The organism is Psychrobacter sp. AT9 (genome assembly GCF_047272965.1).
Classification (GTDB): domain Bacteria; phylum Pseudomonadota; class Gammaproteobacteria; order Pseudomonadales; family Moraxellaceae; genus Psychrobacter; species Psychrobacter glaciei.
The window spans coordinates 2731572-2754241 of sequence record NZ_JBKOTW010000001.1 but is presented as its reverse complement, the minus strand read 5'-3'; the positions used below and the strand labels follow the sequence as shown (position 1 = coordinate 2754241).

Annotated in this window: 19 protein-coding genes and 1 pseudogene; 15 read left to right on the top strand and 5 right to left on the bottom strand. The window is 42.9% G+C overall.

Annotation, left to right across the window (positions count from 1 at the left end; translation table 11 throughout):
• Window positions 1-181: 181 nt before the first annotated feature.
• Both ACMFL8_RS11515 and ACMFL8_RS11510 read right to left on the bottom strand, forming a co-directional pair.
• Window positions 182-634 (bottom strand): threonine/serine exporter family protein, encoded by a 453-nt coding sequence (locus ACMFL8_RS11515; RefSeq protein ID WP_413191055.1) that lies wholly within the window; start codon window positions 632-634, stop codon window positions 182-184.
• Window position 635: 1 nt separating this feature from the next.
• Window positions 636-1451: a threonine/serine ThrE exporter family protein gene (locus tag ACMFL8_RS11510; RefSeq protein WP_189585326.1), complete on the bottom strand. Its 816-nt coding sequence runs from the start codon at window positions 1449-1451 to the stop codon at window positions 636-638.
• A 139-nt stretch (window positions 1452-1590) separates the two neighbouring features.
• Between ACMFL8_RS11510 and ACMFL8_RS11505 the strand changes: the two genes are divergently transcribed.
• Entirely contained in the window at window positions 1591-1872 is a 282-nt protein-coding gene (locus ACMFL8_RS11505; RefSeq protein ID WP_413191054.1) for a DUF503 domain-containing protein, read from the top strand.
• Between the two features lie 94 nt (window positions 1873-1966).
• On the opposite strand, the gene ACMFL8_RS11500 is transcribed toward ACMFL8_RS11505, so the two are convergent.
• Window positions 1967-2461: an REP-associated tyrosine transposase gene (locus ACMFL8_RS11500; protein WP_413191053.1), complete on the bottom strand. Its 495-nt coding sequence runs from the start codon at window positions 2459-2461 to the stop codon at window positions 1967-1969.
• Window positions 2462-2879: 418 nt separating this feature from the next.
• On the opposite strand from ACMFL8_RS11500, the gene ACMFL8_RS11495 reads away from it, so the two are divergent.
• Complete coding sequence (locus tag ACMFL8_RS11495; protein WP_413191052.1) at window positions 2880-3206, top strand: hypothetical protein; 327 nt, start codon at window positions 2880-2882, stop codon at window positions 3204-3206.
• 114 nt (window positions 3207-3320) lie between these two features.
• Here ACMFL8_RS11495 and ACMFL8_RS11490 read toward each other — a convergent pair.
• Together ACMFL8_RS11490 and uvrA are read right to left on the bottom strand one after the other, a co-directional pair.
• Window positions 3321-3512, bottom strand: a pseudogene (locus ACMFL8_RS11490) (transposase); the annotation flags it as partial.
• Between the two features lie 187 nt (window positions 3513-3699).
• Window positions 3700-6606 (bottom strand): excinuclease ABC subunit UvrA, encoded by a 2907-nt coding sequence (gene uvrA, locus ACMFL8_RS11485; protein WP_194619261.1) that lies wholly within the window; start codon window positions 6604-6606, stop codon window positions 3700-3702.
• Window positions 6607-7251: 645 nt separating this feature from the next.
• Here uvrA and ACMFL8_RS11480 point away from each other — a divergent pair.
• The 13 genes from ACMFL8_RS11480 to ACMFL8_RS11420 all read left to right on the top strand — a co-directional run bounded on the left by ACMFL8_RS11480 (window position 7252) and on the right by ACMFL8_RS11420 (window position 22202).
• The gene (locus tag ACMFL8_RS11480; protein WP_201592260.1) at window positions 7252-8616 is read left to right on the top strand and encodes an MFS transporter; all 1365 of its coding nucleotides are present in this window, start codon (window positions 7252-7254) and stop codon (window positions 8614-8616) included.
• A gap of 132 nt (window positions 8617-8748) precedes the next feature.
• Entirely contained in the window at window positions 8749-9351 is a 603-nt protein-coding gene (locus ACMFL8_RS11475; protein WP_413191051.1) for a DUF3833 domain-containing protein, read from the top strand.
• Window positions 9352-9663: 312 nt separating this feature from the next.
• The gene (gene ssb / locus ACMFL8_RS11470) at window positions 9664-10287 is read left to right on the top strand and encodes a single-stranded DNA-binding protein (RefSeq protein ID WP_010201344.1); all 624 of its coding nucleotides are present in this window, start codon (window positions 9664-9666) and stop codon (window positions 10285-10287) included.
• A 574-nt stretch (window positions 10288-10861) separates the two neighbouring features.
• Window positions 10862-11545, top strand: a complete 684-nt coding sequence (locus tag ACMFL8_RS11465; protein WP_413191050.1) for a hypothetical protein — start codon at window positions 10862-10864, stop codon at window positions 11543-11545.
• A 75-nt stretch (window positions 11546-11620) separates the two neighbouring features.
• Window positions 11621-12139, top strand: a complete 519-nt coding sequence (locus tag ACMFL8_RS11460) for a BLUF domain-containing protein (protein ID WP_010201341.1) — start codon at window positions 11621-11623, stop codon at window positions 12137-12139.
• Window positions 12140-12191: 52 nt separating this feature from the next.
• Window positions 12192-12629 (top strand): BLUF domain-containing protein, encoded by a 438-nt coding sequence (locus tag ACMFL8_RS11455; RefSeq protein ID WP_189579874.1) that lies wholly within the window; start codon window positions 12192-12194, stop codon window positions 12627-12629.
• A gap of 696 nt (window positions 12630-13325) precedes the next feature.
• Window positions 13326-13649: an H-NS family nucleoid-associated regulatory protein gene (locus ACMFL8_RS11450; protein WP_189579877.1), complete on the top strand. Its 324-nt coding sequence runs from the start codon at window positions 13326-13328 to the stop codon at window positions 13647-13649.
• 206 nt (window positions 13650-13855) lie between these two features.
• On the top strand, window positions 13856-14671 hold the full coding sequence (gspN, locus tag ACMFL8_RS11445) for a type II secretion system protein N (RefSeq protein WP_194619253.1): 816 nt from the start codon (window positions 13856-13858) through the stop codon (window positions 14669-14671).
• Entirely contained in the window at window positions 14672-15562 is an 891-nt protein-coding gene (locus tag ACMFL8_RS11440; RefSeq protein WP_189579882.1) for a type II secretion system protein N, read from the top strand.
• A 140-nt stretch (window positions 15563-15702) separates the two neighbouring features.
• A complete protein-coding gene (gene gspD / locus ACMFL8_RS11435) occupies window positions 15703-17949 on the top strand; it encodes a type II secretion system secretin GspD (RefSeq protein WP_413191049.1) in 2247 nt (748 codons plus the stop codon).
• Window positions 17950-18395: 446 nt separating this feature from the next.
• A complete protein-coding gene (locus ACMFL8_RS11430) occupies window positions 18396-19421 on the top strand; it encodes a TatD family hydrolase (protein ID WP_413191048.1) in 1026 nt (341 codons plus the stop codon).
• A gap of 87 nt (window positions 19422-19508) precedes the next feature.
• Window positions 19509-20378: a ThiF family adenylyltransferase gene (locus ACMFL8_RS11425; protein ID WP_413191047.1), complete on the top strand. Its 870-nt coding sequence runs from the start codon at window positions 19509-19511 to the stop codon at window positions 20376-20378.
• A 21-nt stretch (window positions 20379-20399) separates the two neighbouring features.
• On the top strand, window positions 20400-22202 hold the full coding sequence (locus ACMFL8_RS11420; protein ID WP_413191046.1) for an ATP-binding protein: 1803 nt from the start codon (window positions 20400-20402) through the stop codon (window positions 22200-22202).
• The last annotated feature ends 468 nt before the right edge of the window (window positions 22203-22670 follow it).

Sequence of the window (22670 nt, the reverse complement as noted above, 5' to 3'; positions counted from 1 at the left end):
TATTAAGTTGTTATTGGTGCTATCTTGGACTCTACCGTAATGGGTCTTATCATCCATCTTACAAGTTTTTTGTGGTTAGGGTATGTTAAGTCGCTTCGATGTGGTTAGTTTTTCGCTAGAAACAGCCTAACATTTAAATGTCTATATCTGCCTAAACCTACTTAAACCCGCCTAAACCTACTTAAACAATGGCACGACGTCTATAAAATAGCAGTCCCGGAATGGACAAGCCGAGCACCAATCCTGAAGTCACAAATAAAGCCTCAAACAAATACACCATCATTTGGCTAAATAATTCATCTGAAAAACCGAAATAGCCAATCTGTACCATGCTCACCATCGCCTTATATGCAGCGATACCGGGCATCATACAAATGACACTGGGCGAAATTAATGCTTTGGGCGGTAGGGTGTATTTCTTGGAAAAATATACACCTAAAAAACTGGCAAGCATCGCCCCAAAAAAGCTAGCAACCACGAGATGCACATGTTGATAAACAAGAGCCGTCTTTAATCCAAAGCCAAACGCAGTCATCAGCAAGCAAGGCAGGATATAGCGTTTGGGTACGCTAAACATCAGTGTCCAACCAAGAGTAATAATACACGACAGCGCAATGGTCTTAATGAACCACATCTTAAAACCCCCAGTGCTGTATGCGAAGTAAAACCAGTGCCATCACGATGCCAACGCACGCTGATAGGGTCAGCATATAAGTAAAAACCGCACGTCCAATCCCAATATTGACATAGCCTTTTAAGATATCTGAGAAAGAATTGATCAAAGGAAAGCTTGGTACTAGTAAGAGCACACTAGAGGCAACCGCAATATCGGCATTATTCCCAATATCAAAATAATAAGTCGTCGCCCCAATTAAGGAAGCGATAAATGCCGTCACAATGACGGTGATAAAAGGATTGAAATGCTGCTTGGACAGGTAAATACGGGTGAACATCGCTACCATACCAGCGATAAATGTCACTGCGGTAATCGACCAACTGCCACCATTCAGGTAAGCAAACGCCGCACAAGACGCGCCAACAAATATGCCTACTAGCCACGTTGGATACACGGTTTTATCCAGCTCATCGAAGGCAAGAGTGGTGCGGTCAGTCAGCTCAGATTTCAGCTGATTGTTATCTGGCTTGTCGCTATTTGTGTCGGCTTCGGTTTTATTTATAATTTGCTGGATTTGTACCAATAAATTGACGTTGATGCTTTGATTAATCGTGTCTCTAGTGGTGGTGATACAGCGCTCATCACAGATGGTGGTCAGGGTAATGGCATTAAAATTCAGCGAACATTCTACGCTGTTCATACCCAACGCAAGCCCCAAGCGTTTGCATAAGTCCACCACCACGGCAGACTCAGCGCCATACTGCATAAGGAGTAATCCGCAGCGCACGCATAATCGAGTAATGTGCTGTTGCTGTACGTAGCTGATAGAGGTCATTGATTAGATACGCATGTTGGCTATTGTGATATTTGTGAATGGTTATGGGGGATCAATACGGTAAGGTAACGATAGCATAACTTGCTCTGCTTATTTGCTACTATTATAAAGCGTAAACCACTGTCGCAAGGAGAATAAAATGCATATCGCTATCTTAACCCTGACTTTTGCGCTACCCGGATGCAGCTCGTTAAAAGAAAAACGCCAACGTATGGGCGGCTTGCACGCACGCTTTGGCAATACGCCAAGTGTCGCGATATGTGAGAGTGGTGAGCGAGATCGGCATGATGCCAGTGAGTGGACGTTTGTGATCGTTGGACTGTCTAAACGTGAGGTCGAGTCGCAATGCAGTCAAATCGAGGAGAAGTTAGAACGTACGGTGGATGCAAGAGTGATGAATATTGAGAGGGAGTTTGTTTAGGTTAATTGGTAATTATCTCAAGTCTGAAAAATGTTTAACTTGTAGGTTGGGTGGAGCTTGCGACACCCAACATTTACTTTAAAAAAGAATATACTCATCCGCCCCAATTGATAGGAAGCAAACCATCCGTCACAAATCGATGAAATGAAGAATATTGCCAGTCTTTAGCCTGTTTAACATACCCATGTTTAATAGGGTTCATATGAATATAATCAATATGTGCTCGATAGTCTGATTCATCGCGAATGCAATGCTCCCAAAATCGACGTTGCCAAATACCACGCTCGCTTTTTTTAAGTCTGCTATTTGAGATAGATTCTGTTTTAGCAATATGATAAGAAAAGTAATATTTGATTAGTTTGATACGTTTAGAGAAGTCTGCATCATTGTTTGGCATAGTACATAACATATGCAAATGGTCTGGCAAGATAACAATGGCATCAATATGAAAGGGATGTTTTTGTTTGACCGTTTGAAAAGCATGTCGAAGCGTTTCAACTTCTTTGATTAGTAAATCGCTAGATCTATCAGCTAGGTTGATAGTGAAAAAGTAGGTTGCTCCTTTTTGATAGTGCCTTCGATATTGCATGCTATTCTGCAAATTATAACTAATAGCTGATATTACTTAATTTTGTTGGGTGTCGCAAGCTCCACCCAACCTACGACGGATTTAATGTTAACCTAGCTTAATATTGGATTGTTGAGCTTCCTTCGTTAACCCAACCTACGAATTTTATCATTTTCAAGTGAACTAGAGCAGTTATTCAATAGCTGACTATAGTGATTTATAGAATAATTATATTTAATTGCTAATTAAGAAAATATAAACTAATATTATAGTAAGGCTATAGATAGTATGTTAACAATCTTTATACCGTAAGTTTTTATAGTCTGGTAACTGTGTTCACATTAACTTAAATGGATTAAGTTATTGAAGCTAATTCTATTCTTGATAAGTTAATTACTAACGTGGGCTCAAACAAAATAATCAATGCATGGAGCAAATTATGAATACTAGATTATTAATTATTACTATCGCTGCTTCTCTTTTCCCTTCGAGTTTAATCTTAATAAGTAGTAATGCTAACGCAGCTGTATATTGCAATACAAGAGGAAGTTGTGTGAATGTAAGTAAATGTACTGTAGGTGCACGCCCTGGCACTTGTTATCCTGATGCAACCATGGGTGTAGCAAATATAGTTGATACTCCATTGGTAAAAAGTGACACTATAGCCTTTGAAGCAATACCGATGAACAAAATGGATTCCTCGTTAGAAAAACATGATAAAAAAGAACAAAATTCCAAGGCTGATGTAAATTTAATGCAGAGATGATTGAATCGTTTTATATTAAGATAATACTGTAATAACGGTTAATACAAGGTGCTTAACTTTGATTCAAATCGAATAAAAATGCATCATAAGTACATATTTAACTAGGGCGTGTCATTAATTAAGCCAAATGACACAGGAAACCAGATGAATCGCACTCAAGAAATGACAAGCCAACTTGTCATAGCGAGTAGTAATCGCACGGTATTGCTTAATCTTGGCAAAGAAATTCTCGATCTGATGCCGTGCTTTATATAGCTCTTTATCGAAGTCTCTTGGCTGCAGCCGATGACACTTAGATGGTATAATTGCATTGCTTTAATTCTTTCCCATTGGTCATGTCGTCTTGTCATGAGGGTTGAGCTCAGTTTGCTATATATATAATTAGTATAGCTTATTCTAAAATCACTGTTCTAATTGATGACACGCCCTAGCACACCCAACAAAAAAGGCCACCCCCTAAAGAGTAGCCTTTTATCAATCATGACTAACGGTATTAGCTCACTTCTTTCATACCTTGCTCAAGCATCGGCTTCAAGAATATACCCGTGTAGGACTCTTTGACTTCCGCTACTTCTTCAGGCGTACCTTCAGCGATGATCAGTCCGCCACCTTTACCGCCTTCAGGACCAAGATCAATCACCCAATCCGCCGTTTTAATGACGTCAAGATTGTGTTCGATGACCACGATAGTATTACCTTTGTCGCGTAGGGCATGCAGGATATTGAGCAGCTTATCGATATCATGGAAATGTAAACCAGTGGTTGGCTCATCCAAGATATACAGCGTCTGTCCCGTATCGCGTTTGGCCAGCTCACGCGCTAACTTAACACGCTGCGCTTCACCGCCAGATAGCGTCGGTGCAGACTGACCCAAGCGAATATAGCTTAGACCAACATCCATCAATGCTTGCAGGCGACGATAAATCGCTGGAATGGCTGAGAAGAACTCAGTGGCATCTTCAACCGTCATATCAAGCACGTCGGCGATGGTTTTGCCTTTATAGTGAATCTCTAAAGTCTCGCGGTTATAGCGCTTGCCTTCACAGGTATCACACGGCACATACATATCCGGTAAGAAATGCATCTCAACTTTAATGAGACCATCACCTTGACACATCTCACAGCGTCCGCCTTTTACGTTGAAGCTAAAGCGACCGGCTTTATAACCACGGGCACGTGCTTCTTGGGTTTGTGCAAACATTTCACGTACTGGGGTAAACACGCCCGTATACGTTGCTGGGTTTGATCGCGGTGTACGACCAATCGGGCTTTGATCGATATCGACCATTTTATCCAAATGCTCAAGACCGCTGATGCTGTCATGCTTATCCGCGATGAGCGTCGAAGCATTGTTTAACTGAGTCGCGGCAAGTGGCATTAAAGTACGGTTAATCAAGGTCGATTTACCAGAACCTGAAACACCCGTGATACAGGTCATGATACCGATTGGTAAAGACAAATCAACATCGTGTAAGTTGTTACCAGACGCACCTTTTAGCTCAATGGTCATCGGTACTTTTTTCGGTTTGGCTTTACCTTTTTCCTCAACCTCTATCGTTTTGGCTTTATGACGAATCGCTGGAATCTCGATTCTTTTCTTACCAGACATATATTGTCCAGTCAGTGATTCTTTATTGGCCATGATGTCATCGACCGTACCTTGAGCGATGATATGACCGCCATGGACACCCGCGCCAACACCGATATCGATAACGTGATCCGCTTGGCGAATGGCGTCTTCATCGTGCTCAACGACCAATACCGTATTGCCCAGATCACGCAAGCGCGTTAAGGTTTTTAATAGACGATCATTATCGCGTTGATGCAGACCGATTGATGGCTCATCAAGTACATACATGACGCCCATTAGACCCGCGCCAATTTGGCTAGCAAGACGAATACGTTGTGCTTCACCGCCCGATAGCGTTTCAGCAGAGCGGGCAAGCGATAAATAATCAAGTCCGACACTGACGAGGAAGTTTAGACGCTCATTAATCTCTTTAAAGATTTTTTCCGCGACTTCACCTTTATGACCGCCAATTTTTAGCGTTTTATAATAGTCAGCCGCATCACCGATAGACATTTTGACGATTTCAGCAATGGTGTGCTCATCGACACGGACATTGCGTGAAATCTCATTGAGACGCGCACCATCACAGACGTTACAAGTGGTATCAGCCAAATATTTGGCTAGCTCGTCACGGACGAGATTGCTTTGCGTTTTAGCATAACGACGCTCCAGATAAGGCAGTACACCTTCAAATGGTACGGTCTTGTTAGTCTTACGACCGCGCTCATCGGTAAAGTTAAAGGTCAGCTTTTCTTTACCAGAGCCATTCATAATAAGGTCTTGCTGAGCGTTTGGCAGATCTTGCCACGGGGCATCCATGTCAATTTTAAAGTGCTTGCAGACAGTAGAGAGCAAACCAAAGTAATAAGCGTGACGCTTATCCCAACCATTGATGGCACCTTGATTAAGCGATTTTTCATGATGGGTAATCAGTTTCTCAGCAGAGAAATACTGACGTTTACCGAGACCATCACAGCTTGGGCAAGCACCATACGGATTGTTAAAACTGAACATGCGCGGCTCAAGCTCAGAGACGGCACGATCACAAACAGGGCAAGAATGCTTGGCTGACATGACTTGGTTTTCATCGCCGCCTTCTTTTGGATTGCCATCCATAAAGTGTAGCGTCACCAAACCTTGACCTAAGCGTAGAGCAGTCTCCAAACTTTCAGCGACGCGGTTGCCCAAATCATCACGGACTTTAAAGCGGTCGACCACCACTTCGATGGTATGTTTTTTCTTTTTGTCTAGCGTTGGTAGCTCATCGGTATCGTAGACATCGCCGTCGACGCGCACACGGACAAAGCCTTGACCGATCAACTGCTCAAGCAATACCGTATGCTCGCCTTTACGCTCACGAATGACGGGTGCCAAAATCATGATTTTGGTGTCATCTGGTAGTGCCATGACTTGATCGACCATCTCAGTCACTGACTGCGCGACCATTGGCTCGCCATGCTCAGGACAAAACGGCGTACCAATACGCGCATATAGCAGGCGCAGATAGTCATAAATTTCGGTAATCGTACCGACCGTAGAGCGCGGGTTATGGTTGGTTGATTTCTGCTCGATAGCAATCGCAGGAGATAGACCCTCGATACTATCGACGTCAGGCTTCTCCATTTGCGAGAGGAACTGACGCGCATACGCCGACAAGCTCTCGACATAACGACGTTGCCCTTCGGCATACAAGGTATCGAATGCCAATGAAGATTTACCAGAACCTGATAAGCCGGTAATGACCACGAATTTATCTCGTGGAATGTCTAAGTCGACATTTTTTAAATTATGAGTACGTGCGCCGCGTATTGCGATATGGTCATGTGCCATCGGTGATAGGTTTCCTATTTGCTAAAATGGTATTTAAAAAAGATGGTCGTCGTTCAATAATAATATAGGTAACTAATATGAGTAACTAATGAATATGGGTAACTTAGGGTGAGTTCATGGGTTAAACAAAAGCGTGGATAGTTCTCAAATGCATATCGTTTGATAACAGTTAAGCGTTGTATCGAACAATATGAATGACTGTTTTTATTTTGTGCTTTGTTTTGACTTTAATAAGCAAATCTAAATCAAATCAGTGTTAACTAATAGGGAGGGTTTGTTATAAATTTATCCAAGCTGTATCAGTTCAAGCTGTGTCACTTTAGGATATGCCTTTTTATAAGGACATGCGTCATAAATGCTGTTTAGGCAACAATGTCTGCGCTGCCTTGCTTTATTGTCATTATGGAAGGATTATTCAAGGTATGGTGACCCATTAGATGCACTTGGTAACAAAATTATGGTGTCACTCCTACAGGTAAGTGCAGGAATGGTCAAAGGAAGCGTAAAAAGACAAAAGTCTCGGCAACCTGATGGCGAATGTCTTATACTAGTGGGCTTAATTTATAGCTAAAGCCTTGATAGAGTCACAATAGTATAAGCAGCGCAGTAGTGACAAATCAGCAATGACGAACCAGTGAGGCAAGTATGAATAGCGTAGAAAAACGGGCAATTCTCGGGGTCGGTGGTATATTTGCCTTGCGGATGATTGGTTTGTTTATGATTGTGCCCGTATTTTCTGTGTATGGCGACAATTATGCGCATGCGACACCGTTTCTAATTGGCTTAGCGGTCGGTATTTATGGACTAGGGCAGGCAATATTTCAGATACCGATGAGTCTTGCTGCTGATAAGTTTCCACGTAAGCCGATTATCTTTTTGGGTCTGGTGCTATTTGCTCTCGGTGGTATCATCGCTGCCAATGCCACGGATATTTATGAAGTTATTATCGGTCGGGCGCTTGCAGGCAGTGGCGCGGTCTCTGCGGTATTGATGGCGCTACTCGCTGATGTGACGCGCGAAGAAATGCGCACCAAAGCGATGGCCACGATGGGCTTGACCATTGCGACCTCTATCATGTTGGCATTTGCTTTTGGTCCGCTATTGGTCGGTTCGCTTGGTATCTCTGGTCTGTTTTGGTTGACCTCAGGGTTTGCTATTCTAGCGATGCTGCTGCTTTTTTTCGTACCGACGCCGCTACGAGTGCTCAAGCATAATTTGGATAATAAATCGATTGGTCAGCAGTTGGCGACGGTACTAAAAATCGGCGATTTAAACCGCTTGCATATCGGTATCTTTGCCCTTCATCTGACCATGACGGCGATATTTGTCATATTGCCGCATCAGCTCAATGAGGTGATGGGTCTATCCGTACGTCAGCAGGGTTTGGTTTATTTGCCGTTATTATTTATCGGCTTTGCCGTCGCGATTCCTTTTATTATCATTGCCGAAAAGAAACGCAAAATGCGCCAAGTATTCTTGGGTGCGATTGCCTTGATGACCGTCGCCTTAGCAGTGCTAGCATTGGGTAGTCAGGTCGGCGTCGGTATTATTTTAGGGTTGCTGCTGTACTTTATGGGCTTTAACCTGCTTGAAGCAACGATTCCTTCTTGGATATCCAAGCGCGCACCAGTTGCCAATAAAGCCACGGCTATGGGGCTGAATTCTTCCAGTCAGTTCTTTGGTGCATTTGTGGGTGGTGCAATGGGTGGCTTGTTATTGAGTCAGCCTAATCTGCTGGCGTGGGGGATATTGGCTATCATTATGGGCATTTCGTTGCTGCTTATTATCCCAATTGCTGATCCACCGTATTTATCAAGTACGACCGTTACTATTCCCAAAAACATCAACATACAAGATTGGTCGCGGCAAGTGCTAGCAGTAGACGGCGTTGATGAACTCGTGGTCATGGCAAAAGAACAAGTGGCTTATTTAAAGCTGGATAAGACCCAGTTGACAGAGGATTCACGGCAGCAGCTATCGAGCTTGGCGCAAAGTCCATTAGATCTTTAATAGATTAAATATGCAACAATCTAAAGGTTATAGAAATAAGCCTAAATGGGCAAAACTGAGTAGACAATAACCGCGTAGACAGACCCTAATAAGTGAAAACTAAAAATTCATCTCTGTTTAAAAGGAATTAATATGAGTCAGTTTAAAATGCTGTTGAATGGTGCTTTTTTGGGCAAAGACGTTGCTCCCCGAGCAATGGTCAAGCTGGCGATGGGTTTTGGGCTATCAGCCACGCTTTTGACCTCTGGCTGCGCCACCCAAAATATTCAGGCTTATCAAAACACCACACCAACGCTTGATATGCATGAATTTTTCTCCGGTCAGATTGATGGCTGGGGCATGTTTCAAGGTCGCAATGGCGAGGTCAAAAAACGCTTTTACGTCGATATTGATGCCACTCACGAAGGCGATAATGTCATTGTATTGGATGAGAAGTTTGACTGGGCAGATGGCACAAAATCGCAGCGTATATGGCGACTGACCAAGCAAATGGATGGTAGTTGGAAAGGTACGGCAGGTGACGTCATTGGCGAGGCGACAGGGGAAGTGGTTGGCAATACCTTGCATTGGAATTACGTATTAGAGTTGCCCGTTGAGGACAAGACTTACAAAGTGAATTTTGATGATTGGATGTATCTTATTAATGACGATGTCATGCTCAATCGTTCAGTCATGAAAAAGTTTGGCGTAGAGCTAGGTAGCGTCACTCTCAGTATGCATCGTAATAATAAATAATCGTTGGCGTTACTGATATTTTATGGTGTTTTTCAGGGCTCTAAGGAGTCCTTTCTATTTATAATCCTCGCTAAGATGTTGATACTTCAAAATAATGGATAGTATTGCACAGAGGGAAGCTGATTTTTAATAGTGATAAAGACAAAGCCTCAACACTGCACGACGTAGCATGTCGTTTGCTGTATACAGTGACTAGATATTTTAAAAGAAAATAGTTAAAGTAAAGCCATATTACTGATAGAATTAATGGTTTATATTAAAGACTCGATTAAAGCTCGTAATTAAATTATTCATAAGTAAGAGGACGGAACTATGCGCGGAGTTAATAAAGTTATCATCATCGGTAACCTTGGAGCAGACCCTGAGGCACGTCAATTTAGTAACGGCGGTAGCGTGACCAATATCTCGGTTGCGACGTCAGAGCAGTGGACAGACAAGCAAAGCGGTGAAAAGAAAGAAGCCACCGAATGGCATCGCATTTCACTCTTTAATCGTCTAGGCGAAATCGCCGCGCAGTATCTGCGTAAAGGCAGTAAGGTCTATATCGAAGGCAGTTTGCGTACCCGCAAATATCAAGATCCCAATGGTCAAGACCGCTATATTACTGAGATTCGCGCTGAGCAAATGCAAATGCTGGATGGCGCAACGGGTGGTCAGGATAATGGCGGCTTCAGTAATAATAACCAAGGTGGCCAAAATCAAGGCTACGGCAACCAAGGCGGTCAAAGTAACCAGAATAATTTTGGTCAGCAAGCAAACAATCAGCCTGCTCAGCAAGGTGGTTATAACCAATCTAGTGGTGGTCAAAACAGCTTTAACAATAATCAAGGTGCACCTGCTCAGCAGAATCAGTTTAATCAACCTGCTCAAAAGCCTGCACAATCAAAGCCGACAGCAATGCCAGATGGTCCTGTCGATGATGATATTCCATTCTAGGATATACCTTAGAGGAATACGTAAATAAAGAATGTTGATTAAGTTAGATAGGGCCTATATAAATAGGCCCTTTTTTTATGGAGAAAATAAAGTAAACGTAAATAGTTAATGAAGAAAATACTTATAATTTTTGCAATTACTTTATTGCTCTCGATAATGTTATACAGCATAAAAAAGTGAATTTGAAATACGATAGAATAAGAAAAACTCCTCATTTCTGTTAGCTATTTATCTGCTTGTTTATCATATCAACCATATCTATAAACGAAATTATTCATGGTTATTTTTATATTTTTTTCGCTAAAAATTATTCAAATGACCACTTATATCCTATATCAACCGTTCATTCTATTAGATTTTGCTAATGCTAACGATTCATTAAATGTGTTGATATAATAAAAAGTCGCCAATGATTTAGCAAAAATTACACCTTAAATCTTTTAAAAAAAATGGTTTTGAAAGAATTTATAAAAGTTCAAGGTAGGGTTGATTTATAGCCCAAAGTATCAAAAATTATTTAGGCAGCACCGGATTGTGGTCGTGTTTGCTTAAGTATCAGCGTTAGGTTTATCAGATGAATAATAGCGATGTATTTCGAAAAAGCGACTTGGGTCGAGAAGAAATTAAGACGCAAAGTCTAGGTGTGTTGCCGCGAGAGGCGAGAACATTGTTAATCATGATTGATGGCAAAAAGACTTATCAACAATATCTTGATTCGCTTGATAACAGTAAGATGTTCGCTGAGTTTGGCGGGATAGCACCTCTGTTTGAGTTGTTACAAGAGTTTCAGTGTATTGAGTTGATAGCAGATGATAATGCCAGCGTTGCAAGTCAATCGTATGTAACCCCGCAACCAGCGGCACCACATACTGTCATTGAGCAGCAAGTGGCTGAAATACAGCCCACGACGCCAGCTAATGAAGACAGCAAAGCACTTCAGTCTCAATCTATTCAATCGCAGAGCAATAGTGCCGCTGAGTTTGATGCTACCTTTAACGATAAGCCAAAAAAGGCAGCTTCCTTTACTGGCTATTTTAAGCGCAAAGCCGCTGATGTTAATTTTGAGACATTAAAGTCAGAATTGGCGACTTATATCGAAAAAAATGCACCATCTGAAGATGTATGGGGCTACCTGCTAAATCTGGAGCAGTGTACTGATGCTCCGCAATTATTGGCTCTCATACAAAAGATTCAGCGCTCTACCAGTGGTGGTTTATCGCAGGGTGTGGGTGAGTTTTCCAAAAGAATCAAACTCTAAATTTTACTCACTCATCGTAGCGATGCATTTGGCTATTACTTACAAGAAAATCTAAATAATTTATCGGAGTGCGTTATGGACGTCGCTGAGCTGTCAGAAAAGAACCAGTCAAATATGCTACATGGCGAGCATATTATTACACGTTTGACCTATATTAGCCGTTATAACAAAGACAACCCTAATGGGGAGGTCACGCGTATCCTAGCGCAAGCGCAACAGAATAATGAGCATAATGGCATTACAGGTGCATTGGTATTCAATCACAATTACTTTCTTCAAAGCATTGAAGGAGCGAGACCTGTCATTAATGAGCTATTACGCAAGCTTGTAAAAGACGAGCGGCATTTTTCCTTACAGATTATTGAATGTCGCGAGATTGAGCAGCGCCACTGGAATAAGTGGTCGATGAAATATCTTATCCCAAGTGATGAGAATAAAGGACTGGCGCTTAAATTTTCGACAAGCACTCAGTTCAATCCCTATCTGATGAGCGCCAACCAAATCATGATGCTGATTGATACATTGTCAGAACTTCAAGAGCAAGAAGAAAAAGAGGCTTCTACCAAGAAGAAGTCTTGGTTTGCTATCAGTTAATTGACGTTTATAAAGGTGCCAACACCCTATCACATTGCATAAGAGACCAGAGATGACATCATCAACTTCAGATGCGCATATTTTAATGAGTATGACGTACGTGAGCCGTGCAAACCCAGACGTATCAGCGAAAGACTTTAATGAGATTTTGCAGCAAGCCCAAGCCAATAATGCGGCAAATGGCATCACGGGTATGTTGACCTTTAATAAAGACTATTTTTTACAAACGGTCGAAGGACCTAGAGCACAGATTAATCGTTTATTGTACGCTCTCATTGCCGATCAGCGTCATCACGATTTACAGGTGATTGAAACACGTGAGCTCAAGCATAGAAAATGGGCAAAATGGTCAATGAACTATGCTTCTCCAACCGAATCTAACGCCGCGATTTATCTAAAATACTCTACGACAGTTGATTTCAATCCGTATTTATTAAGTGCCGAATCCGCTCTTGATTTGATGACTGAGCTTAGCGCACAACGGGCTTAGTCTGTTGAATTAACATCGAATAATAAGCAGTATGGTACTTAAGTAATATGACACTTAAGCAGTTCAAAATAAAAGAGGGACATTAAAAATGGCGTTTTGCTAATATAAATTTTTTTCGCCTTCCTAAGTCGTGCCCTCGATTTGAACAGAAGCGACTATCTGAAGGTTTATTGTTTATAGCATTAATACGCTTACCTGTATTGAGTGGATTGACTAATGTTGTTTAATTACTGCTTTTTATAATATTATTACTTACCGGCTTTATTCCTAAATTGGTCCAAATAAAGGTTTTTTAAGTGGATAAAAGATATAGCATTAAATTAGGCTAATTATTGGCTATTTCGTATGATATAGTCCGATCACTATAAAGTTATTACGATGGTTATTTTGGTGACTGCGTTGACATAAAACTTATGATTGGTTTTATTGTATTGATATTGTTGCATATTGACTACAAAGTTCATTAATTCCCTATTGTTATGAATACTGTTTTTGTTTATATTGTTCCTACTTATTAATGCCACTGGTAATAGCTTATCAACGTCACTAATAATAACGTTTTGATAAGCAATAAATGAAATTGACTATTAAATTTCGTATTACTACTTATTATTTGTGAATTGGCACTCTTTAGCGCTTAATAAATAGTATTATATTTATTAGGTTTATATCCCTTATATAAAAGTTGAATTTATTATGAACAACAATACTGCCCTTGATTTAGACAGCTTAAACGTCGATGAGCTACGTGCCATCACTGAAAACGCCCAACAGTTAATTGCCAAAAAGCAACATCAGCGTTTATATGATGCTTATATGCAGTTTGAAAAAATTGCCGAAGAGAGTAATAGCACCATCGAAGAGATTTTAAAGGCTGGTGAGACGTTAGAGAAAAAGCGTAATATCAAGTATCGCAACACCGATAATAATGAAGAGACGTGGACGGGTCGCGGTCGCAAGCCACTATGGTTGGTTGATGCACTAGCAGCAGGTCGTGACATTGAAGATTTCGCTATTTAATCTGTCAAGATTCGAATAGCAATGCTAGGCATTACTTTGTCCTTATGACTTTCATAACGATTGAGTCAAAAGTGCATTAGTAGACAGAAGTCAGTATCTTTATTGCCAATATTTTGGTAAAAAGATACTGGCTTTTTTTCTGTCATCTGTATGCTATTGTTTGTTATGATAATGACGTTTTCACCTTATATAAGAGTTGTGTAACCGTGGCCCAAGTCTCTGCGTCGTCTCATAAGCGTCCCCGTAAGCTGTGGTGGCTATTTGGGTTTATATTATTTGCGCTATTTGCCTTATTGCAAATGCCTGCGTCGTGGCTACTTGAAAAATATGCACCTAATAATCCTTATGTACAGCACGTGTCTGGCAACTTATGGCAAGGCTCAGCGATTTGGCAACTGCCTTTATCAGCAACACCCTTGACAGGTGCGGCGAATTGGTCGTGGCAGCCGTGGCAATTATTTTTGGGTAAGTTGGGTGCAGAAGTCGATATCACGACAGAGCAGACCAGATTAAACGGTCAAATAAAGCTGGGCACCAGCGCATGGCAGATTGATGATATGAGCGGCAAGATTGCGCCGGAAACATTGGCCAGTGTGGTCGATTGGCAGCTGCCCAACACACCGATTCAAGTCAATGCGGTATCGTTAAAACGGCAGACCGGTTCGGATAATGATTCCAATAAAAAGTCTTCTGGTTTCAGTGAGGCCGATGGTCAGTTGACTTGGGTCGGCGGTGAAGTAGGTTATCCGAGTGGTGGTAAGGTTTTTTATATCACTATGCCAGCGATGCGTGCCGAGCTTAGTACGGAACAAAAAAATGATAAAAATCTGCTGCACGTCAATTTATTAAATAATCAAGATAAGCGCTTAGGGGATCTGTATGTCGATGGCGATAATATGCTAGATGTTAGCTTGACCCAGCGTTTATTAGAAAATATGCCTGAATACAAAGGACAAGCCCCGCAAGATACGCCCGTTGTCAGTGTGCGCCAGCCATTGCTAGCCGGTTTGGGGACGCGCTAGATGTCTACTGCTACCTTAAAACCCATCATCAATGTTCTCAATCGCTGCGCTGGTTGGCTGCTACTATTAGCAATTGCTTGGCTGTGCTGGACGGCGGCACGGCTATTGTGGTTGTTGCTAGCTGCGCCTTTGGCACCAGCTTTACCGCTAGCTCCTCTACAAAACGCTAATACATCTGGCGATGATTACAGTGGTCTGTTTGCCATTTTTGCTGACCCTGATCCTGTCGCCGCGGCGGTACAGCCACCCCCTAATATTGGCTTAAAAGGGGTTTTGCTAGCCGTACCAGAGAGCATGTCGTCCGCCTTATTAGATGTCAATGGCGAGGTCAAAAACTATCGCATCGGTGACAGTCTAAAAGACAGTGACTATACTCTGATCGCTGTCGACTGGAATGCCGTTATCATCGCCGATGCCCGTGATCAGCAAACGGTCATTAGAATGGCAGAGGCGATGGCACTCGACCAAAGCGATATGCTAGCAGGTGCCGTCAGCAATCAGCGTTTGCCAAACAGTAACGCATTGCCCAGTGCTCCAATGCCAGCACAAGACAATACTGAGTCCACAGCAGAGACGACTCCTGAGAGCAGTCCGCAATCTGCTATCGATGAGGCCATCACGTCACTGAAAGAAAATCCAGCCAGTTATCTGAGCAGGATGGGTGTCATGGCATCAGGCGAAAACTATCAGGTAACGGCGGCGATGCCTTCAAAACTACGCAATCGTCTAGGACTAGAGCCGGGTGATCAGGTCTTGACCGTTAATGGTCAAAGTGTGGGCAATAATCCTAGCCAAGATGCTGGTATCCTGCAACAAGTACAGCAAGCAGGCGAAGCACAAATAGAAGTCAAACGTGGCGAGCAAGTGATTACGATTCGCCAGCAATTTTAGGCAAGCAATGTTTTAGTAAGCTCTTTCTTATTAGGCCGTTTTAAGTAAATAATGACCATCTGGTTGGGGCTATGGTAGCAACACGCCAGCTGACAATATTCAGTACATACTAAGCGACATCACTGTAGGTAATTATCAATATGGTACGTTCTCATAAATTTTCAGTCACGCCTTTGCACCATACCTTACAGCGCTTGATGCGCCTATGCCGTCCTCTTTGCCTAGCCATACCGTTATGGGCGGCCAGTACAGGTCTTGTTAGTGCCGAGAGTTGGAAAGTCAACTTGCAAGATGCTGATATTAAAGCCTTTATTAATGAAGTGGCGACCATTACCGATCAAAACTTTGTCCTTGATCCACGTATCAATGGCAATGTGACGGTCATCTCCAATAAAGCTTTGTCTCGCGATGAGATTTATCAGCTGTTTTTGAGTGTGATGCAAGTCAATGGTATTGCCGCGATTGACTCAGGTACAACTGTTAAACTGGTGCCGGATAATGTCGCCAAGCAGTCTGGTGTGGCCGTCGATTTGCGCGGTGATAGTGTCGGTGAAGCACTGGCAACTCGGGTCATTTATTTGACCAATACTCAAGCGGCAGAGGTGTTGGGAGTCATACGACCACTCATGCCACAGTCTGCCCATGCTGCTGCTGTGCCTGGTGTTAATGCGTTGGTATTGTCAGATCGCGCTGATAGCTTGAATCAATTAACCGCGCTCATCCGCGATTTGGACAGCAACGTTAATGACAGTTTGCAAGTGATACCGCTTCGACATGTCGATGCAGAGCGAATGATGGAGTTGATCAGTGCTTTGGTGGCGAGTGCCGGTAGTGGGCAAGCACAAGGGGGCAATAATCAGCTGAAAGTCATTGCCGATACGTCCAGTGATAGGCTGCTGGTCAAAGGCAGCCCTGAAATGATTGCCAAAGTCCAAGAAATGGTCAATCAGTTGGATACCACGCCTACAAGACGCCTGAGTGGTTTGCGGGTTTTTAGATTGAAGTATGCCAGTGCTGGTCATATTGCAGATATGCTACGTGGCTTGCTAGCCAATCAATCTATCAATAGCGCTGGCGCGACCTCGACATTAGAGGCCGCCTCGCTAAATAATGCAAGTACGACAGGTGCATCGATTAATGGTGCAGCCAGTGATAGCATTGGTAATAGCAGTACAGCAGTAGTGCCTGCTAGCAGCGCAAGTGGAACAAGTACGGGGGTGGGCGGTCGGCCGTTCAGCATCATCGCTGATGAAACGCAAAATGCAGTGATCGTCAATGCCGCACCCGAGCTGATGTTTGAGATTGAAGACGCGGTTAGCCAATTAGACAGTCGCCGTGCACAAGTATTGATTCAAGCCGCTATTGTCGAAGTATCGGGCGATGATGCGACCCAGCTGGGTGTGCAGTGGGCGCTGGGTAATGCCAACAGTGGTTATGGAGTAGTAAACTTCAACAATGTTGGTGCTAGTGCGACAACCCTTGCGGCTGCCGCCTTAGCAGGTACTGGTACGGCAGGTATCAGCGCTGCTGCCAGCTCTATCGCTGGTGCTTTGATAGGGATTGGAGACAGTCGAAAAGACAGTCAGGGTAATACTGAGTTTTATGGTGCCATCTTACAAGCACTGGATTCTTCCACCAGTGCCAATCTACTGTCCATGCCGTCAATTTTGACATTGGACAATGAGAAGGCGAGTATTTTGGTTGGTCAAAACGTGCCTTTTGTGACTGGCTCTTTTACCACCAGTGGCAACAATTCAAACAATCCATTTCAAACGATTGATCGCCAAGATATTGGTATTAATCTCAATGTCATTCCGCATATTGGTGATAATGGCACAGTACGCTTGGAGGTATCGCAAGAAGTATCGTCAGTCGTGCCAGGTAGTACGGGTAATGCCAGTGGTTTGATTACCAATAAGAGCCTCATCAACACGACTATTCTAGCCGATGATCAACAGACCATCGCTCTAGGCGGTTTGATGCGCGATAACACCACGACGCGCCAACAAAAAGTGCCTGGTTTGGGCAATGTACCCTTTATTGGTCGATTGTTTCGTTCTGACAATGACAACACGCAAAAAAGCAACTTAATCATCTTTCTACAGCCGACTATCCTACGCGATGGCGGTGCAGTGGCGAGTGTGACTGAACGCAAGTTCAACCAAATGCGTGTCCTACAGCTGGTCATTGACAAAAACGGGACGATTAAGCAGTTGCCCTTAAGTGGGACAGAAGGCTGGGATGGCAATGTCGATGCAGATTACGAATTGATGCCACTCAATCCGCTCGTACCGAGGCGCAATCAAACACCAAAAGCTACGTCACAAGGTTTTACTAAAGTAGATAGTCCAAGTAGTGGTATCACGACTTATCCTCTCAAGCGTTAAACGCAAGCTCAATCAAGCTATCGTATCGTGCGGTTTTATTGAAAATATGACACCGTACATAAGCTTGCGTATTCATAACACAGATAAACACAGCCATTACTATATCCCAGTATACTAAGTAATTTAGATATACCGAATATTGATAAAATAACGTTTTAGTGCACTCTAAAAGACAAACAAGCTGTAAAGGGGTGGAGGTGATGGCGCATCGTATTAGCAAAAAAAAATGGCTTATGTTAAGCGCAGTTGGTACGGCTTTATTACTAATACCGCGTCGTAGCAGCCGCCAAACAGGTAACAGTCGACAATCAGACAGTCACCCACAAAGCGAGATTAAAAAACAAAACGCATCATGATCATTCAGATGCTAAACGTGGACTTTTTTCATGGTGATTTTGCCTATTATGAATATTTTTACGAACAATGATTAAGTTTGGAACCTGTTAATGACTGCTCTTGACTCACCATATATCGCGCCGCATTCATCGTCTGCTTTGCCACTGATTGACACGCATACACATTTTGACGCACCAGTATTTGATAATAATAGAGCGGTACAGGTAGAAAAAGCGTGTGAGCAAGGGGTGCGCCATCTTATGTTGGTGGGCTATTTGTATGAGTATTTCGATCGTCTGTATGAGACTAAACGCCTGATTAATGAAGATTTTCAATCGATTATAGCGCAAGCAGCTATAGTGCAATCATCGATAATTAAGGCTGGCAACCAGTATAACTCGTCTCTAGATGCTCATATTGCGCTGGGTTTGCATCCTTTTTATATCAAGCAGCATACAGAAGCACATCTGGATAGTATGGCAAAGATGCTTGCTGACGAACGCCCATTAGCAATCGGTGAGATTGGCTTAGATACTTTTACAGATGAGATGAAACAGCCTGATGTTTTAGCCAAGCAAGAGTATTTTTTTAAGGCACAATTGGATATGGCAGTGACCCATCAGCTGCCGGTGATGCTGCATATCCGTAAAGCCCATGCTGAAGCGTTAGCCATATTGAAAGCACATGATTATAATGCGCATAATTTGGGCGGGGTCGCGCATAGTTTTAGTGGTGGTGAGCAAGAGGCAAAAGCCTTTGTAAAACTAGGATTTAAGCTCGGCATTACTGGACAAGTCACCAATCCAAATGCTAAAAAACTGCGTCGCGGGATTCAAGCAGCCGTTGATAGTTATGGTCTTGAGTGCTTGGTGATTGAAACTGACTGTCCGGATATGACACCCATTATGTGTCAGCATTCAAACAATAGCCAGTCAGCGCTTGGGCAAAATTCAGACAATGGAAGGGATGATACTTCTGCTCATAATATAAACGTTCCCGCCAACTTGCCATGGGTGCTGCTGAGTCTGAGTGAGTTACTCAATGTACCGTCATATCGCCTTGCCGAGCAACTATGGCAAAACAGTTGCGATGCCCTACGTACTGACTGGCAGTATCCTATACCGTCAAAAGAGTAGTGGCTACTAACAGTAAAAAGTAACGTGATAGAGAATAAAATAAAAGCAACTTGAGTTACCACCTTTAAAAAGAGCGTTTAATCTGTTATGAGTGAAGCACAATTATTTGACCCGTCGTTTGTAGAGCCTAATACCGTTGAGCATTCTGTCGCTCATGACGACAGTGATAGCGCAAGTGAGCAATATGAGCGGCGTTTCCAAGGAACACAAACTCTCTATGGTCGCTCAGCCGTTGATACTTTTGCGGCAGCGCATGTGTATGTGATTGGCGTCGGGGGCGTTGGTTCTTGGGCAGCAGAGGCATTGGCTCGTACCGCAGTTGGCACTATTACTCTGATTGATTTGGATGTATTGGTGGCTTCTAATGTCAATCGGCAATTGCCAGCGTTAGACAGTACCTTTGGGCAAAGCAAAATTGCGGCGATGGGGCAACGGCTTGGTGAGATTAACCCCAAGGCTACCGTCAACTTAATTGATGATTTTCTGACAGTTGATAATGTTGCCGCATTCCTGCCGAGCCGTGAAGAAGCAAAGGCTGCCATTGCTCAAGGTCATCCTATTGTCATTCTAGATTGTGTCGATGATATGCAGGCCAAACTTGCTATCGCCCTACATTGTCGTTTCAATAAATTAAAATTGGTCTGTGCAGGCGGTGCGGGTGGTAAGATAGACCCTAGTAAGATTACGGTAAGTGACTTGCGCGATAGCTATCAAGATCCACTACTGGCCAAGCTTCGCAATAAATTGCGTCACGAAAAAGGCATTAATAGCGCTCTAAAAGAAAAATTCGGCATCAAATGCGTCTATTCTACAGAACCACCGCGCGTCGATAAAAGCTGTCAAACGGGCGGTTTACATTGCGGCGGTTATGGTTCAGCAGTAGTGGTGACATCGGTCGTGGCAATGCTGATGGTGAGTGAAGCGTTACAATTGTTGATAAAGCAGACGAACGTCTGATTCTAATGAATGGAGTCCACCTTGACGATACCCAACTCACCTAAGCGCAGCTACCCAGTCGCCGCAGATGAAGTAGATCGTATTAGCAAGCTCAAAAAATATCAGGTGCTCAACCATAATGATGAGCCTGCTTTTTCTCGTCTGACTGAACTTGCTAAGTTGTTTTTTGACATGCCAGTTGTCACTATTACCTTTATGGATGAAGAGACTCAGTATCTAAAATCTGTGCATGGGCTTGTTGATATATGTACGACGGCGCGTGAAGTGGCTATCTGTAACTATACCTTGCTGTCGGATGGGGTGTTTGTGGTCGCAGATTTGTCAAAAGACAGTCGCTTTGATCAGAATCCATTGGTGACAGAATCTACGCATCTACGCTTTTATGCGGGTGCGCCCATTATCATGCATGAAGACAATAAGACGTATCGTCTAGGCTCTTTTTGTCTGATGGATACAGAGCCTTATCATGGCTTTGATGCTAAGCAAGAAAAATTATTGGCCCAGTTCGCGATGATGGCTGCCGATGCTTTACAACTACAAGATAAACAACGTGTCGCCAAGCATGCTAATGAGATGAAATCGGACTTTTTGGCCAATATGAGCCATGAAATACGGACACCGATGAATGGCATTATCGGCATGGTAGAGATGCTTAGCGAGACCAAGCTCAGCCAAGAACAACAAGAGTATGTGGACAATATAAAAGTCTCAAATGAGCATTTACTAGCGATTATCAATGGTATTTTGGATTTATCGAAAGTTGAGTCTGGCAAAATGACCATTGATGCCATCCCGATGAACTTGTCCACCTTATGTAATGAAGTAGTCAGTCTCTTTGCTATCAAAGCTCGACAGCGCGGCTTGATTTTAGACTACCATTATATGGAATCGCTATCGCCTTATGTGCAAGGGGATCCGGTACGTCTCAAACAAATCATGGTCAACCTTGTCAATAATGCCATCAAATTCACCCGTGAAGGTGGGCGAGTGAGTATCGATGTTAAGCACGTGCCCAATTGTTGCTATATCAATGACAAGTCTAAAAATGATGAATCTGATGATGTTTTGACTGATGAGACCATTAGTGGTGACAGTATCATTGAAGAGAGCACTAGCCAAGAAAACATGACCTTATATATTCAGGTCACCGATACAGGCGTCGGTATCAAACCTGAATCAGTTGACGCGATATTTGATGCTTACAATCAAGCCGATAAATCGACCCATCGTCTGTATGGTGGTACAGGTCTTGGACTGTCTGTGTGTAAATCTCTGGTGGATCTAATGGGTGGGTGCATTAATGTAGATAGTGTGGTCGGTGTCGGGACTACCTTCACGGTATTGTTGCCGCTACCTACTATCGGTGAGGAGCAGTACGAGATCTGGCAAGATTCAAATGACTTTACTATGATAGTGCCCACTCAGGAGCGTTCTGGTCATATATTGTTAGTTGAAGATGACAGTGTCAACGCGACGATAGCCAAAAAAGCCCTGAATAATAGTGGTCATACGGTCACGCATGTCACCGATGGGCAGCAAGCGATTGAGACTTTTGCGTTGTACCCTGAGCGTTATGACCTCATTTTGATGGACCATCATATGCCGATTATGGATGGCGTACAGGCGACTATTAAGTTACACGAACTTTATGATCCTCAAGTGCTGCCACCGATTATCGCTTTGACTGCTAATGCCATGGATGGCGAGCGCGAAAAATATCTCAATGTGGGCATGCAGGATTATTGCACCAAGCCCTTTAAACAAGAGCAGCTAAACGCCTTGGTACAATATTGGCTGATGCATAAGCAATCGTCAGCTGATTAAGAGAGTAAGGCAGACTTAATTTTCCAAGATATAGTCAGAGCTCTTTTAAACCGCTACGGTGTTACCCATCCTAGATGTACGCAGTGTACTATTTGCGGTTGGGCGCCTTGTAGCGATTCTAAAATTCCTTGACTATAGATCTATTAAATCTCACAAATGCATTCTTTATTGTGCTGATTGTCAAAACCGTTTTAGTGCTTGTGTATGATATTTTTTCGATGACTTTCTGACAAGTAATAAAAAAGCTTAACCATTTAATAATGGTTAAGCTTTTTTTATGCGTTACTAGGGCGTGTCCTCAATTCAATCGAGCATTCTCTAAATGTGCTAAAAATGGCTAAATTTTGCCAAACATCGTCAAATAGCTTATCAATATCTCGATATTATCTGCGCTATTTTCCTCGTTTGACGGCAATTTATCTCATTTTTATCGCCATTTTTGAAATGAGGACACCCCCTAAATCAAGT

Bases quoted from the DNA above. Each gene is read 5' to 3' on its own strand.
- uvrA (WP_194619261.1), bottom strand. From the start codon at position 6,606: ATGGCACATGACCATATCGCAATACGCGGCGCACGTACTCATAATTTA.
- ACMFL8_RS11515 (WP_413191055.1), bottom strand. From the start codon at position 634: ATGTGGTTCATTAAGACCATTGCGCTGTCGTGTATTATTACTCTTGGT.
- ACMFL8_RS11480 (WP_201592260.1), top strand. From the start codon at position 7,252: ATGAATAGCGTAGAAAAACGGGCAATTCTCGGGGTCGGTGGTATATTT.
- ACMFL8_RS11495 (WP_413191052.1), top strand. From the start codon at position 2,880: ATGAATACTAGATTATTAATTATTACTATCGCTGCTTCTCTTTTCCCT.
- ACMFL8_RS11465 (WP_413191050.1), top strand. From the start codon at position 10,862: ATGAATAATAGCGATGTATTTCGAAAAAGCGACTTGGGTCGAGAAGAA.
- ACMFL8_RS11430 (WP_413191048.1), top strand. From the start codon at position 18,396: ATGACTGCTCTTGACTCACCATATATCGCGCCGCATTCATCGTCTGCT.
- ACMFL8_RS11460 (WP_010201341.1), top strand. From the start codon at position 11,621: ATGGACGTCGCTGAGCTGTCAGAAAAGAACCAGTCAAATATGCTACAT.
- ACMFL8_RS11475 (WP_413191051.1), top strand. From the start codon at position 8,749: ATGAGTCAGTTTAAAATGCTGTTGAATGGTGCTTTTTTGGGCAAAGAC.
- ACMFL8_RS11450 (WP_189579877.1), top strand. From the start codon at position 13,326: ATGAACAACAATACTGCCCTTGATTTAGACAGCTTAAACGTCGATGAG.
- ACMFL8_RS11500 (WP_413191053.1), bottom strand. From the start codon at position 2,461: ATGCAATATCGAAGGCACTATCAAAAAGGAGCAACCTACTTTTTCACT.
- ssb (WP_010201344.1), top strand. From the start codon at position 9,664: ATGCGCGGAGTTAATAAAGTTATCATCATCGGTAACCTTGGAGCAGAC.
- ACMFL8_RS11425 (WP_413191047.1), top strand. From the start codon at position 19,509: ATGAGTGAAGCACAATTATTTGACCCGTCGTTTGTAGAGCCTAATACC.
- ACMFL8_RS11510 (WP_189585326.1), bottom strand. From the start codon at position 1,451: ATGACCTCTATCAGCTACGTACAGCAACAGCACATTACTCGATTATGC.
- gspD (WP_413191049.1), top strand. From the start codon at position 15,703: ATGGTACGTTCTCATAAATTTTCAGTCACGCCTTTGCACCATACCTTA.
- ACMFL8_RS11505 (WP_413191054.1), top strand. From the start codon at position 1,591: ATGCATATCGCTATCTTAACCCTGACTTTTGCGCTACCCGGATGCAGC.
- ACMFL8_RS11440 (WP_189579882.1), top strand. From the start codon at position 14,672: ATGTCTACTGCTACCTTAAAACCCATCATCAATGTTCTCAATCGCTGC.
- ACMFL8_RS11455 (WP_189579874.1), top strand. From the start codon at position 12,192: ATGACATCATCAACTTCAGATGCGCATATTTTAATGAGTATGACGTAC.